Annotated in this window: 12 protein-coding genes and 1 tRNA gene; 7 read left to right on the top strand and 6 right to left on the bottom strand. The window is 66.8% G+C overall.

Features of this window, described 5'->3' with window-relative positions:
* Window positions 1–63 precede the first annotated feature (63 nt).
* The 5 genes from AB0O71_RS04985 (at window position 64) to AB0O71_RS05005 (ending at window position 6742) form a co-directional block, all read left to right on the top strand.
* Complete coding sequence (locus AB0O71_RS04985) at window positions 64–1599, top strand: fumarylacetoacetate hydrolase family protein (protein ID WP_363742768.1); 1536 nt, start codon at window positions 64–66, stop codon at window positions 1597–1599.
* Between the two features lie 2 nt (window positions 1600–1601).
* Window positions 1602–2288, top strand: a complete 687-nt coding sequence (locus AB0O71_RS04990; protein WP_363742770.1) for a GntR family transcriptional regulator — start codon at window positions 1602–1604, stop codon at window positions 2286–2288.
* Complete coding sequence (hpaE, locus tag AB0O71_RS04995) at window positions 2285–3784, top strand: 5-carboxymethyl-2-hydroxymuconate semialdehyde dehydrogenase (protein WP_363742772.1); 1500 nt, start codon at window positions 2285–2287, stop codon at window positions 3782–3784. Before AB0O71_RS04990 ends, hpaE begins: the two co-directional genes overlap by 4 nt.
* A 36-nt stretch (window positions 3785–3820) precedes the next feature.
* A complete protein-coding gene (hpaD, locus tag AB0O71_RS05000; protein WP_363742775.1) occupies window positions 3821–4963 on the top strand; it encodes a 3,4-dihydroxyphenylacetate 2,3-dioxygenase in 1143 nt (380 codons plus the stop codon).
* A gap of 231 nt (window positions 4964–5194) precedes the next feature.
* The gene (locus tag AB0O71_RS05005; RefSeq protein ID WP_363742777.1) at window positions 5195–6742 is read left to right on the top strand and encodes an APC family permease; all 1548 of its coding nucleotides are present in this window, start codon (window positions 5195–5197) and stop codon (window positions 6740–6742) included.
* Between the two features lie 23 nt (window positions 6743–6765).
* On the opposite strand, the gene AB0O71_RS05010 is transcribed toward AB0O71_RS05005, so the two are convergent.
* The 4 genes from AB0O71_RS05010 to AB0O71_RS05025 all read right to left on the bottom strand — a co-directional run bounded on the left by AB0O71_RS05010 (window position 6766) and on the right by AB0O71_RS05025 (window position 10193).
* Complete coding sequence (locus tag AB0O71_RS05010; protein ID WP_363742780.1) at window positions 6766–7107, bottom strand: transcription initiation protein; 342 nt, start codon at window positions 7105–7107, stop codon at window positions 6766–6768.
* Between the two features lie 323 nt (window positions 7108–7430).
* Complete coding sequence (locus tag AB0O71_RS05015) at window positions 7431–8408, bottom strand: ribose-phosphate diphosphokinase (protein WP_200331679.1); 978 nt, start codon at window positions 8406–8408, stop codon at window positions 7431–7433.
* A 45-nt stretch (window positions 8409–8453) separates the two neighbouring features.
* Window positions 8454–9884 carry a bifunctional UDP-N-acetylglucosamine diphosphorylase/glucosamine-1-phosphate N-acetyltransferase GlmU gene (glmU, locus tag AB0O71_RS05020; RefSeq protein WP_363742783.1) on the bottom strand — a complete coding sequence of 477 codons (1431 nt, stop codon included), beginning with the start codon at window positions 9882–9884 and terminating at the stop codon, window positions 8454–8456.
* Between the two features lie 237 nt (window positions 9885–10121).
* A tRNA-Gln gene (locus AB0O71_RS05025) sits at window positions 10122–10193 on the bottom strand.
* Between the two features lie 100 nt (window positions 10194–10293).
* Here AB0O71_RS05025 and AB0O71_RS05030 point away from each other — a divergent pair.
* Window positions 10294–10836, top strand: a complete 543-nt coding sequence (locus AB0O71_RS05030; RefSeq protein ID WP_363742785.1) for a MarR family transcriptional regulator — start codon at window positions 10294–10296, stop codon at window positions 10834–10836.
* Window positions 10837–10859: 23 nt separating this feature from the next.
* Here the strand turns inward: AB0O71_RS05030 and AB0O71_RS05035 are convergent, their stop codons facing one another.
* Window positions 10860–12557: an amidase gene (locus AB0O71_RS05035; protein WP_363742787.1), complete on the bottom strand. Its 1698-nt coding sequence runs from the start codon at window positions 12555–12557 to the stop codon at window positions 10860–10862.
* A gap of 131 nt (window positions 12558–12688) precedes the next feature.
* Here AB0O71_RS05035 and AB0O71_RS05040 point away from each other — a divergent pair, with 131 nt between their 5' ends.
* Window positions 12689–13252, top strand: coding sequence for a TetR/AcrR family transcriptional regulator (locus tag AB0O71_RS05040; RefSeq protein WP_363742789.1), 564 nt, complete (start codon window positions 12689–12691; stop codon window positions 13250–13252).
* 62 nt (window positions 13253–13314) lie between these two features.
* Here AB0O71_RS05040 and AB0O71_RS05045 read toward each other — a convergent pair whose 3' ends face one another.
* On the bottom strand, window positions 13315–14211 hold the full coding sequence (locus AB0O71_RS05045; protein ID WP_363742792.1) for a LysR family transcriptional regulator: 897 nt from the start codon (window positions 14209–14211) through the stop codon (window positions 13315–13317).
* Window positions 14212–14239: the final 28 nt, after the last annotated feature.

Below are 14239 nucleotides of genomic sequence, written 5' to 3' on the forward strand. Positions count from 1 at the left end.
ATCGCTTGGCAAGAGCAATAAGATCGTATACGATTTCAAATACAACGTAGAAGCGAGGTCACGATGACGTTCGGAAACGCAGAACTGGGTATCGACACCCCCGGCAAGATCATCGCCGTACACCTCAACTATCCATCGCGTATCGCGCAGCGCGGCCGCACTCCGAAACACCCCTCGTACTTCGTGAAGCCCGCGTCATCGCTCGCGCCGACGGGAGGCGTTGTCGAGCGGCCTGCGGGCACCGAGCTCCTCGCCTTCGAAGGCGAGATCGCACTCGTGATCGGCGAGCCGGCTCGGCATGTATCGCCCGAGACCGGGTGGCAGCACGTCGCCGCCGTCACCGCGGCGAATGATCTCGGACTCTACGACCTGCGCGCAGCCGATAAGGGCTCGAACCTGCGCAACAAGGGCGGGGACGGCTTCACCCCGATCGGACCGAAGGCCATTCCCACCGACGGCATCGGGCAAGACGCATGGCGGGTGCGCACCTGGGTCAACGGCGAACTCGTGCAAGACGATACGAGCGACACCCTCGCGTTTCCGTTCGGGCAGCTCGTCGCCGATCTCTCGCAGCACCTCACGCTCGAGACCGGCGATGTGATCCTGACCGGCACGCCCGCCGGCTCTTCCGTCGTCGTGCCCGGCGATGTGGTCGAGGTCGAGGTCGATGCGCCGAACGCTCCGGGCGCCCCGAGCACCGGCCGACTCCTCACCACGGTGACGCAGGGCACGACCCCCTTCGGAGACTTCGGCTCGAAGCCTCAGGTCGACGACCTGCAGCGCATCGAAGCCTGGGGCAGCGAGGAGGAGCACGCTGCAGCCGTCGCGACCGGACGAGCGACACCGCTCTCCGCGCCGCTCGCAGGCGAAGGCGAGGCGTCGGCCCCGCAGTCACCGCTCACCGATGAAATTCGCGCCCAGCTCGACGGCGTTGCCGTGGCCACCGTTTCGGCCGCCCTGCGCAAGCGCGGGTACGTCGACATCTTCATCGACGGAGTGCACCCGAACCACGAGGGCGACACGATCCTCGGTACCGCAAAGACTCTCCGCTTCGTCCCGTTCCGCCCCGACCTCTTCGCGGCGCACGGCGGCGGGTTCAACGCGCAGAAGCGCGCGTTCGACACGGTGAACCCGGGTGAGGTGCTGGTCGTCGAGGCCCGCGGAGTTCCCGAGACCGGCACGGTCGGCGACGTGCTCGCGCTCCGCGCTCAGGTGCGCGGCGCCGCGGGTATCGTGACCGACGGCGGCGTCCGCGACTTCGCAGCCGTGCAGCAGTTCGACATTCCCGTGTTCTCGCAGGGAGCGCACCCGAGCGTGCTCGGTCGCCGGCACGTTCCGTGGGAGGTCGACGTGACGATCGGCTGCGGCGGAGCAGCGGTGCAGCCGGGCGACATCATCATGGGCGACCGCGACGGCGTGATCGTGATCCCGCCGTCGCTGCTCGCGGAAGTGGCGGCTGAGGCTGCCGCACAAGAGGAGGCTGACGCCTGGGTGGCCGAACAGGTCGCCGGCGGTGCGCCCGTCGACGGCTTGTTCCCCATGAACGCAGAGTGGCGCGCCAAGTACGAGGCCTCGCGCGCTTCCGGCGAGCAGGGCTGATCATGGGCGCGGAATCCAAGTCCGAGCAGGCATACCGCCTCATCCGTTCGCGCATCGACAGCGGTCAGTACGTGCCCGGATACCGGCTGGTACTGGCGCCCATCGCGGCCGAGCTGAAAATGTCGGTGGTGCCCGTGCGTGAGGCGATCCGGCGCCTGGAAGCCGAGCAGCTCGTCACCTTCGAGCGCAACGTGGGGGCGCAAGTCGCGCTCATCAAGGAGACGGAGTATCTGCACACGATGCAGACGCTCGCGCTCGTCGAAGGATCGGCGACCGGTCTCGCGGCTCCCGACATCACGGCCGACCAGATCAAGCGCGCTCGCGCCGTCAACGACCGCATGCGCGAGACGCTGACGGGCGCCTTCGATCCGCAGCACTTCACGGCGCTCAACCTCGAATTCCACAGCGTGCTCTTCGAGGCCTGCCCGAACCCCCACATTCTCGACCTCGTGCACCGCGGCTGGAATCGCATGAACGTACTGCGCAATTCGTCGTTCAGCTTCGTGCCGGCCCGCGCGACGGAGTCCGTCGACGAGCATGAGCAGCTGCTCCAGCTCATCGAACGCAGGGCGACACCGCTCGAGATCGAACTCGCCGCGCGCGCGCATCGCACCGGCACCCTGGACGCGGTGCTCGCCTACACCGAAGAGCACCACCACCATCAGCACCACATGGAGGAAACCGCATGACGCATCAGAAGCCCGCAGGGCTCCCCGACCGCATCCGCCACTTCATCGACGGCGAGTTCGTCGACTCCGTGGGCGGCGAGACGTTCGACGTGCTCGATCCCGTCACCAACGAGAACTACATTCAGGCAGCCGCCGGGCAGCAGGCCGACATCGATCTCGCCGTCGCCGCGGCGAAGCGCGCGTTCCAGGAGGGCCCCTGGCCGAAGCTCCTGCCCCGCGAGCGCTCGCGCGTGCTGCACAAGATCGCCGACATCGTCGAATCCCGCGACGCGCAGCTCGCCGAGCTCGAGAGTTTCGACTCGGGTCTGCCGATCACGCAGGCGAAGGGCCAGGCGCGACGGGCGGCCGAGAACTTCCGGTTCTTCGCCGACCTCATCGTCGCCCAGCACGACGACACCTTCAAGGTTCCGGGCCGCCAGATCAACTACGTGAACCGCAAGCCCATCGGCGTCGCGGGCCTCATCACGCCGTGGAACACGCCGTTCATGCTCGAGTCGTGGAAGCTCGGCCCGGCTCTGGCGACGGGCAACACCGTTGTGCTCAAGCCAGCCGAGTTCACGCCGCTCTCGGCGTCGCTGTGGGCCGAGATCTTCCGCGAGGCCGGCGTGCCCGACGGCGTCTTCAACCTCGTCAACGGCCTCGGGGAGGAGGCCGGCGATGCGCTGGTGAAGCACCCCGATGTGCCGCTCATCTCGTTCACGGGAGAGAGCAGCACGGGATCGCTGATCTTCGGCAACGCAGCCCCGTTCCTCAAGGGCCTCTCCATGGAGCTCGGCGGCAAGAGCCCTGCAGTCGTGTTCGCAGACGCGGATCTCGAAGCCGCACTCGACGCGACCGTGTTCGGCGTCTTCAGCCTGAACGGCGAGCGCTGCACCGCGGGCAGCCGGATCCTCGTGCAGCGGGATATCTACGACGAGTTCGTGGAGCGCTACGCCGAGCGCGCCAAGAACGTGGTCGTGGGCCTGCCGTCCGACCCTGCGACGGAGGTCGGAGCGCTCGTGCACCCCGAGCACTACGACAAGGTGATGAGCTACGTCGAGATCGGCAAGGACGAGGCCCGGCTGGTCGCCGGCGGCGGGCGACCTGACGGCTTCCCCACCGGCAACTACGTTGCCCCGACCGTGTTCGCCGACGTCTCACCCGACGCGCGCATCTTCCAGGAGGAGATCTTCGGGCCGGTCGTCGCGATCACGCCGTTCGACACCGACGAGGAGGCGCTCGAGCTTGCCAACAACACGAAGTACGGTCTCGCGGCGTACATCTGGACCTCGAACCTGAAGCGCGCGCACAACTTCTCGCAGTCGGTGGACGCGGGCATGGTGTGGCTCAACTCGAATAACGTCCGCGACCTGCGCACCCCGTTCGGCGGCGTGAAGGCCTCGGGTCTCGGACATGAGGGCGGCTACCGCTCCATCGATTTCTACACCGACCAGCAGGCCGTGCACATCACGCTCAACGAAGCGCACTCGCCCAAATTCGGCGTCGTCGCTCCGTAACCGGCCGGTCGCTAGGGAATCGCAAGGAGGCACACCATGGCAAAACTGAATGAAGAAGACAAGCAGTCCGCGGGATTCTGGGTGACGAAGGAGGCTCCGATCATCTCGGAGAATCCGATCGCAACCCCGACGTCACCCGCACCCGACATCCTGCGCTGCGCGTACATGGAGCTCATCGTCACCGACCTCGCCGCATCGCGCGAATTCTACGTCGATGTTCTCGGGCTCTACGTGACGACCGAGGACGACGAGGCGATCTACCTCCGTTCCACCGAGGAGTTCATCCACCACAACCTCGTGCTGCGCAAGGGACCGGTCGCCGCGGTCGCCGCGTTCTCCTACCGCGTGCGCACTCCTGAGGATCTGGACCTGGCCGTCGCCTTCTACGAGGAGCTCGGCTGCGAGGTGCGTCGCAACCCGAACGGCTTCGTACGAGGCATCGGCGACTCGGTGCGCGTGGTCGACCCGCTCGGGTTCCCCTACGAGTTCTTCCATCAGACCGAGCACACGGAGCGCATGTCGTGGCGCTACGACCTGCACGTGCCCGGCGAACTCGTCAGGCTCGACCACTTCAACCAGATCACGCCCGATGTGCCGCGCGCGGTGGGATTCATGCAGAATCTCGGCTTCCGCGTCACCGAGGACATCCAGGACAACGAGGGCACCGTCTACGCGGCATGGATGCGCCGCAAGCCGACCGTCCACGATACGGCGATGACGGGCGGTGACGGGCCGCGCATGCACCACGTCTGCTTCGCGACCCACGAGAAGCACAACATCCTGGCGATCTGCGACAAGCTCGGCGCGCTGCGCAAGTCGGACAGCATCGAGCGCGGCCCGGGCCGCCACGGCGTCTCGAACGCGTTCTACCTCTACCTGCGCGATCCCGACGGCCACCGGGTCGAGGTGTATACCCAGGACTACTACACCGGCGATCCAGACAACCCCGTCGTCACCTGGGATGTGCACGACAATCAGCGCCGCGATTGGTGGGGCAACCCCGTCGTGCCGTCGTGGTACACCGACGGGTCGCTCGTGCTCGATCTCGACGGCAATCCGCAGCCAGTCGTCGCGCGTACCGATAGCTCAGAGATGGCCGTGACCATCGGCGCCGACGGGTTCTCGTACACCCGCGACAGCGAGGGCGAGAAGGGCTTCAAACTCGGCAACACCCTCTGAGTTCTGATGCAGGATCCGGGCCGGGGCGCAGTGCGCCCCGGCCCGTCGCCGTTTCCGACCCCACACATGTCGCCGACTATCCATCTGGACAGCCTTGCGCGCATGTCCAGGTCCCCTGCGCTCCACGCATAGCCCCTCTCGCCCCGCGCTTCTTAGACTCGTCAGCGCAGCGGGCTGTCGTATCTCGCCCCCGCACCGGCAATGCCGCCATTTGTGAGAGGAAGTACCCCGATGAGCGCACCGAGCACCGCGCCCCGGTCCGAGACCACCACCGCTGAGCACGACCCGGGCCTGAGCCGCCGCACCCTCGGGGTCCCCGCGATCACCCTGATGATCATCGCGGCCTCCGCTCCGCTCACCGTCATCGCGGGCGGAGTCACAACCTCCTTCGCGGTCACCGAGTCGCTCGGGGTTCCGCTCGGGTTCCTGCTGATCGCCGTGATCCTCACCGTCTTCGCCGTGGGCTACACCGCGATGGGGCGTCACATCACGAATGCTGGTGCGTTCTACGCCTACATCTCGCAGGGCCTCGCGCGTCCGCTCGGCGTCGGCGCCTCCCTGATCGCGCTCGTCTCCTACAACGCCATGCAGGTCGGCATCTACGGCCTCTTCGGCTTCCAGCTCTCCATGTTCCTCGAGGCGAAGTTCGGATTCGCGTCGCCGTGGTGGGTATGGATCCTGCTCTGCATCGTCGTGGTCGGCGTACTCGGCGTGAACCGAGTCGATCTCTCGGCCAAAGTGCTCGGCGTGCTCGTCGGGCTCGAGTTCCTCGTCGTCATCATCTTCGACATCGTCTCGTTCGGGGCCGCCCCGGAGGGCGCCTCCGCAGCCGCGCTCGACCCCACCGCGCTCTTCGGGCCGGCACTCGGCATCATCCTGGTCTTCGGCGTTGCCGCCTTCATGGGCTTCGAAGGTGCAGCAATCTACGGCGAAGAGGCGAAGGATCCGAAGCGCACCGTGCCCCGCGCGACCTACGCCGCGATCGCCATCATCGGCATCTTCTACGCGTTCAGCGCGTGGGCCTTCTCGGTCGGCATCGGCCCCTCGGCGATCGTCGGCTCTTCCCAGGAGTTCGGCCCCGACCTCATGTTCGTGTTCATGACCGATCAGACCGGAGTGATCGTCTCCGACATCATGACGCTCTTGTTCCTGACCAGCCTCTTCGCCTCACTGCAGGCGTTCCACAATGCGGTCGCCCGCTACTTCTTCTCACTCGGTCGCGAAGGCGTGCTGCCCGCATGGTTCGCACGCACCTCGCGAGCCGGCGCTCCCTGGGCGGGATCCGTCGCGCAGACCGTCATCGCCGTCATCGTCGTCATCGCGTTCGTTCTCGGCGGCGAGGTCTTCGGAGGTGCCGCAGAACTCGGCGACTCCGCGTTCCTCTTCCCCGTGCTCACCATGTTCACGTGGCTCACGAACACGGGAGCCATGGGCCTCGTGCTCCTCATGGCGATCACCGCCATCGCGGTGATCGGCTACTTCGCCCGTGATCGCCGCGGGCTCAGCATCTGGGTCACCGTCATCGCGCCAGCGGTGTCAGGCGCAGCGCTGCTGTGGGTCTTCGTCATGATTCTGCAGAACTTCCCTCTGATGCTCGGCCAGACCGAGCCCGACGCGACGACGTTCCTCCTGCCCGGCATCGTCTTCGCCGCCGCCATCATCGGGATCGTGTGGGCGCTCGTCATGCGCTCGCGTTCGCCGCAGCAGTACGCGCAGATCGGCCACGGCACCGAGCCGGGCGCGTACGGCACGAAGCTCGTGGACGTTGTACCGGAGTAGGCCAGTTCGCGCCCCTCGCCGTCTCAGCTCTCCGCGTCGTCGTCGAACCGACGCACCTCCTGCGGGCAGCGGCACGCCGCGGCGAAACGCGCAGCCCACTCGAGCGCGACGTCGCGTGACGGAGCCTCGATCACGGTGAACCCTCCGGCGAGGGGGCGGGCCTGGGGGTAGGCCCCCGGCAGCACGGTTCCGTCTGCGTCGACCCTCACGGGCGCGACCGCTGCATCGATGCCTCCGCCGAACACCCACACTCCGGCAGATTTGGCCTCGCGCACGACCGCGTGAGAGTCGGCGACGACCTGCGGGAACTCAGCCGCTGACACCACCATCGCGTCGCTCGGAAACGAGATCAGGTACTTGGACATGGCGGCCTCCTCGGTGCAGTGACAGCCCCATTCCACCACTCCGCGCACGAAAAAGCCCCGGGTTGCGTTCGCACTGGTGTGCAGGTGCAATCCGGGGCCACCCCTCGCTGCGCTCCGTGGGCTGGCGCTGCGCGCCACCGCGGCGTGCGAAAACGCGATGCGTTTTCTTACGCCGCCACCCCTCGCTGCGCTCCGTGGGCTGGCGCTACGCGCCACCGCGGCGTGCGAAAACGCGATGCGTTTTCTTACGCCGCCACCCCTCGCTGCGCTCCGTAGGCTGGCGCTACGCGCCACCGCGGCGTGCGAAAACGCGATGCGTTTTCTTACGCCGCGCCCTCAAACATGGAGGTGACGGAGCCGTCCTCGAAGACCTCGTGAATCGCCTTCGCGAGGAGCGGCGCGATCGACAGCACCGTCAGCTTGTCGAAGCGCTTCTCGGCAGGCACTGGAAGCGTGTCGGTCACCACGACCTGGTCGATGAACTCCTGCGAGAGGTGCTCGATCGCACGCCCGGAGAAGATGGCGTGGGTGCAGGCGATCGTCACCCCGCGGGCGCCGTTCGCCTTGAGCGCCTCGGCCGCCTTCGCGATCGTGCCGCCCGTGTCGATCATGTCGTCGACGACCACGCACCAGCGATCCTTCACGGTACCGACGATCTCGTGCACCGATACCTGGTTCGGCACCAGCGGATCGCGCCGCTTGTGAATGATCGCGAGTGGCGCATCGAGCTTGTCGCTCCACACGTCGGCGACACGCACGCGACCCATGTCGGGAGAGACGACCGTCAGATCGTCGCGAGCGATCGTCTTGCGGAAGTGCTCGAGCAGCACGGGCATCGCGAAGAGGTGGTCGACGGGGCCGTCGAAGAAACCCTGAATCTGCGGAGCGTGCAGATCGACCGACATGATGCGGTCGGCGCCCGCGGCCTTGAACAGGTCGGCGACGAGGCGCGCCGAAATCGGCTCACGGCCGCGCCCCTTCTTGTCCTGGCGCGAATAGGGGTAGAAGGGCGCCACAACGGTGATGCGCTTCGCCGAGGCTCGCTTCAGCGCGTCGACCATGATGAGCTGCTCCATGAGCCACTCGTTGATGGGGAACGTGTGCGACTGCAGCACGAATGCGTCAGACCCTCGCACGCTCTCGTCGAACCGAGCGTAGAGCTCCCCATTCGCGAACGTACGCGAATCGGTCGGCACGAGTTCGGCGCCGAGTTCCGCAGCGACCTGCTCGGCCAGCTCGGGATACGCCCGGCCCGTGATCAGGACGAGCTTCTTCTGCCCGGCCATCTCGATTGTGCTCATCCCTGCGTGCTCCTCATCGGTGCTGACATACCTGATAAACCTCGGTTACTTCTCGTTCTTTCCAGCACGCTCCGCCGCCTCCGCGGTGCTCGTACCGGCGCGGTTCTCCGCGACCCAACCCTCGATATTGCGCTGAGGGGAGACATTCATCGCCAACGAGCCGGCCGGAACGTTCTTGCGCACGACCGTGCCGGCCGCCGTGTACGTGCCGTCCTCAATGGTAACGGGTGCGATCAGCACGTTCTTCGAGCCGACCCGCACACCATCGCCCACCACGGTCTGGTGCTTCTGCACGCCGTCGTAGTTCGCGAAGATGCTGCCGGCGCCGATGTTGCTGTCGGTGCCGATCGTCGCATCGCCGACGTAGCTGAGGTGAGGCACCTTGCTGCCATCGCCGATCTTCGCGTTCTTGGTCTCGACGAACGCTCCGATCTTTCCGCCTGCGCCGAGTTCCGTGCCGGGGCGGATGTACGAGAAGGGTCCCACGGTCACGCCGGCTGAGAAGACCGCGAGCGTTGCCTCACTGCGGCGAATGCGGGCGTCCGCCCCCACTTCGCAGTCGACGAGTGTCGAGTCCGGCCCGATGACGGCGCCGGTGGCGATCGATGTCGCACCCTGCAGATAGGTTCCGGGAAGGATCTCGACGTCCGGTTCGATGGAGACGTCGGCGTCGATCCACGTCGTCGTCGGATCCTGAATCGTCACGCCCGCACGCTGATGCGCGCGCACAATACGCGCGTTGAGCTCTCGCCCCGCTTCAGCGAGTTGCGCTCGATCGTTCACACCGGCGATCGTCCAGGGATCGTCGGTCGCCACGGCCTCGACATCGCCGCCCGTGACGAGAATGCGCGCCGCGGCATCCGTGAGGTATTTCTCACCCTGCGCGTTGTTCGTATCGATGCTCGCAAGCGCGGTCTGCAGCGATCGGCGCGAGAAGACGTAGATGCCGCCGTTGATCTCGGTGATGCGACGCTGTTCGTCGTCGGCGTCCTTCTCCTCGACGATGCCGAGCACTGCGCCGCGGTCATCGCGCAGGATCCGCCCGAGGCCGGTGGGGTTGTCGAAGACGGCGGAGAGCAGCGTCATCGCGCGGCCGCCGCTCAGGTGCCCTTTCACGAGCCCCTCGAGCGTCGGGGTATCGATGAGCGGGGCGTCGCCCGAGAGCACGACGACGGAGCCGTCGAAATCCTCAGGGAGTGCGGCGAGCGCCTGCTCCACCGCGCGGCCCGTGCCCGGCACCTCATCCTGATCGACGATCACCGTGTCAGGCGCGTGCTCGAGGATGGCTGCTGAGACGCGATCCCGCTCGTGGCGGACCACGGCCACGACCCGGTTCGGATCCAAACCCGCTGCAGCATCGAGAACGTGCGCGATCAGCGACCGTCCCCCGATGCGGTGCAGCACCTTCGGCAACGCCGACTTCATGCGCGTTCCCTGACCCGCTGCGAGAATGACGACTGCGAGGTGCTCTGCCATGGTGTCCTTTCGTCGGCGACAGCCCGAAGCGATGCTTCGTTCCATCGCTCCCCACACACAGAGTAGCTGCGCTACCCCGACATTGACGGCGCTCGTAAGCGCCGCGCGGAGCGACGACCCGAAGCGATGCTTCGTTCCATCGCTCCCCACACACAGAGTAGCTGCGCTACCCCGACGTTGACGGCGCTCGTAAGCGCCGCGCGGAGCGACGACCCGAAGCGATGCTTCGTTCCATCGCTCCGCCCCCAGGACTCGAACCTGGACCTAACAGCTCCAAAGGCTGTCGTGCTGCCATTACACCAAGGCGGACCGCGCCGATTTCGGCACGCGTACTAGTCTGCCACGGCTCCGCGCCCCGTCGCACCACGTCAGGTCGCGAACCACGGGCCGCTGGCTCGATAATGGAGGGATGAAGCACGAAGACGAGGTCGACCGGATCATTGCGGACTGGGAATCAGCGCGCCCGGATCTCGATTTCGCTCCCCTCGCGATCTTTTCCCGCATGTGGCGCGTGACCAAGCACATCGATCGCGCGCGAGCACAGGCCTTCGAACGGTCGGGCCTCATGTCATGGGAGTTCGACGTGCTCGCGGCGCTGCGACGCAGCGGCGAACCGTTTCGCCAGAGCCCGAAGCTGCTCGGCCAGCAGACGATGGTGTCGAGCGGCACGATGACCAATCGCATCGACCGGATGGCCGAACGTGATCTGGTGCGCCGGCTCACCGACCCGAACGACGGCCGCGGGGTGCTCGTCGAGATGATGCCCCGCGGGCTCACGCTCGTCGACGCCGCGATCACGCGACTCACCGATTCGGAGGAGCGTCTGCTGAGCGGCATTCCGAAATCAGAGCGCGATCGCCTCGGGGTGCTGCTGCGCCGACTCGCCCTGAGCGTCGACCGCTACGTCCCGCTCTCGGAGCCGCTCGACGAGGCCGAGAGCGACGTCGTCTGAGCTGACGCCCCGAGCGACCGCCGTTAGGCGACGCGATCCTCGGGGAGGGCGGGAGTCGACGTCGGTGCGACGCGGAGCGTGCCGCTGCCGCCCGCTTCGAACGCTGCGGCATAGCCGAGCAACTCGGGATCGGAGTACGCCCGACCCGCGAACGTGACGCCGATCGGCATCCCGATGTCGTCCATCATGCCCATCGCCGTCGTCACCGTCGGAATGCCGAGGTGCCGCAGGGCGTAGTTGCCGTTCGAGAAGAAGACGCCGTTCGCCCAGGCCTGATCCGCCGCTGCCTGATCAATATCGGCATTCCACGCTCCCACGTCGGCGTTGGCCGGAAACACCACGCCGTCGAAGCGCTGCTCGTGCAGCCACGCCTCGAAGAGCCGCTCGCGGAGCTGCACGAGTGCACGCAGCCCGTCGGCGAAGTCGCCGCGGTCGCGTGGATCGGAGATGCCCTGCTGCGCCATCGCCACGGTTGCGCGGTACCGGTTCTCGTAGTCTTCGACCTCTTCGTATCGGTCGGGCAGCGCTCCGGGCGGTTGGGGGAAGATCGTGTCCGGATCCACCGCGCCCAGGTTTGGAATGCTCGGGTCGCCATTGGCTCTGAGGAAGTCGTCCCACCCGAACGCCAGGAAGTGGTTGAACTCCGTGTCCATCCACCCATCCGGCAGCACGCCGAGCGCGCCGACGTTCTCCTGACCGGGTCGATCGCCCTCGTACTGCTCGATGAGCGGGAAGTCGGTGACGACGACCTCCGCTCCCAGCGCCTCGAGCCGTTCGCGCGCCTCGGCGAAACGCTCGAGCACCGACGGGCGCACCTCGATGGGGAAGTTGGGATCCTCGCCCAGGTACATGGCCGGCACCGCGAAGCGCTTCCCACGCAGGGCATCGGGGTCGCGCAGGTCGAGGTAGCTCGCCGGTCGGTGCTCGCTCGGGCTCGGCAAGTCGACGACCTGCTGATTGCGCCAGAAATCTCCGCGAGTATTCGCGTCGTCGTGCACGAGCACGTCGAGCACCCGCAGCATGTCGGGCATCGATCGGGTGTGCGGCACCACCACGTCGCGCGCGGGGAAGAGCGGCCAGTTGCCGCGAATACTGAGCACACCCCATGAGGGGGTGTAGGCGCAGAGGCCATTGTTCGACGCGGGGCTGCGGCCCGAAGAGACCGTCTCCTCCCCCATGCCGAACATGGCCAGGTTCGCCGCAGTCGAAACGCCAGACCCATTTGATGACCCCGAGGCGTACGCTGCCGCAAGGAACTTCGGGTTGTAGGGGCTCTCGGCCCTCCCGTACACGCCGCGCTGCATCCCGCCATCCGCCATCGGAGGCATATTGGTCTTGCCGATGAGCACTGCCCCGGCCTCCCGCAGCTGCGCCACGGTGAATGCGTCCCACTGGGCGATGAGGTGCTCGAAGGCGGGCGACCCGGCCGCGACGCTGAGCCCCTCGACCATGTAGGAGTCCTTGACGGTGAATGGCACTCCCTCGAGGGCGCGTGCGAGGCCCTCGCGCCAACGGCGATCGGACTCGGCGGCGTCGCGCAGCGCGTCGGGATTGGTGACGACGACCGCGTTCAGGCCGTCGACCCCGCGATCGTAGGCGTCGATGCGAGCGAGGTAGCGTTCGGTCAACCAGGTGCTCGTGATCTCTCCGCGGTGAAGCGCTTCGAGCACCTCTGAGATCGAGGCCTCGACGAGCTCGAAGGGTCTGGTCGCTTCGTTCATGAACATCCTCGATTTCTGCACCGCGTTGCGGAGCTCACCCTTGTCGGCGCCTCGGTGAGCGCCTATCCTGAAAACAGTTTCAGTTGCCAGAGCGCCCGTGTCAAGTGGGCTCGCGATCCGAGGGAGTCGATGTGTCGAACGATGCTCGAGAGCGCATCCTCAGCGCATGCGAGCAGACGATTGCTCGCGCAGGCATCCGGGGATTCCGCATGCAGGATGTCGCGAGCGCCGCAGGCGTCTCAATCGGCCTGCTCGCTTATCACTTCGGCGACCGCGACGGGTTACTGCAAGCAGCCCTCGACCATGTCACAGCACGGGCAGAGGATCGCGCACACCTCTCCGCTGACGCCACGACGGCTTCGGCGCGGCTCTCTGCACTGCTCTGCTCCGAGTTCGGGCAGGCGCCCGAGATCCGTGCGGGATCGATCGCGTGGAACGAGCTGCGCGCCCTCGCCGTGTTCGAGCCCGCGCAGGCCGCGGCGGTGGCGCGCTCGACAGCGACGTGGCAGCGCTCGGTGCACGGGCTCGTCGCCGAGGCGGTGCAGGATCGCGGAATCGATCTCGACCCGGCCGCTGCAGCGCTGATGCTCACCGCCCTCGTGGAGGGGCTCTCGGGTCGCTGGCTGACCCGACAGCTCACCGCGGAGGAGGCGCAGCAGTCGGTGCGAGAGGCGCTGAGCGCGCTAGGGCTGTAGCCGAGGGCGCAGGTCGTGGTTCGTTCATGCGGCGTCGGGTGCCGAATCGCGTTTTCGCGCGGCTATCGGCGCCCGGCGGTGAGCCCCTCGAGGATCTCCCCCAACCACCCCACTGCCGCAGGCATCGGCCCGCGTCGAGTCACGAAAGACACTCGTCGCTCCCCGAGATCCTGTTTCGCCGGGCGCAGGACAACGTCGAAATCGGCATCGACCGCGGCACTCGTGGTGAGCGCGCAGCCGAGCCCCTCGGCGACCAGTCCATGGATCATGTACAGATCATCCGTGCGCATGAGCTCGCGCATGGGAATACCCAGCGACTGATATACGCGGCGCAGCACTCGATCTGAGGCCTCATCATCGCTCCGGCTGCAGACCCAGGCGGTATCGGCGAGGTCAGCGAAGTCGAGTTCTTCACGCTCAGCCAACGGGCTGCCTTTCGCGAGGAGCACCCGGTACGGCTCGGAGAAGAGCGAACGCTGCATCAGGTCAGTACCGACGAAGCCAGGTTCGGTGGACACATGATAGATGAGTCCGGCGTGCACTTCGCCCGCGCGCACCAGCCTCACGACCTGAGTAGGCTCCGCTTCGACGACCTCGACGCGCACCGAGCTCCGCTGGCGCAACTCGGCGATCGCCGCGGGTATGAGCCGCGATCCCATCGATGAGAAGGTTCCCACTCGCAGCGTCACGGCCCCCGCGTCGCGCAGCTCGATCACTGACCGCTCCGCGCGATCGATCCGGGTGAGCACCTGCACTACCTCGTCGGCGAACAGCACCCCGAGCTCGGTCAGCCGCGCCCCGTTTCGATCGCGCAGTACGAGCTCCGCTCCAAGGTGCGCTTCGAGCGCACGCAGGTGATGCGTCACCGTCGGTACGCCGTAGCGAAGCGCGTCAGCGGCACGCGTCAGACTGCCGTGCTCGCGCACGGCGAGGAGCACACGGAACTGCTGAAGGTTCATCACCTGATACACACTATGTCACTCAGTG

Source organism: Leucobacter sp. NPDC077196 (genome assembly GCF_040687075.1).
In the GTDB taxonomy this organism is placed as follows: domain Bacteria; phylum Actinomycetota; class Actinomycetes; order Actinomycetales; family Microbacteriaceae; genus Leucobacter.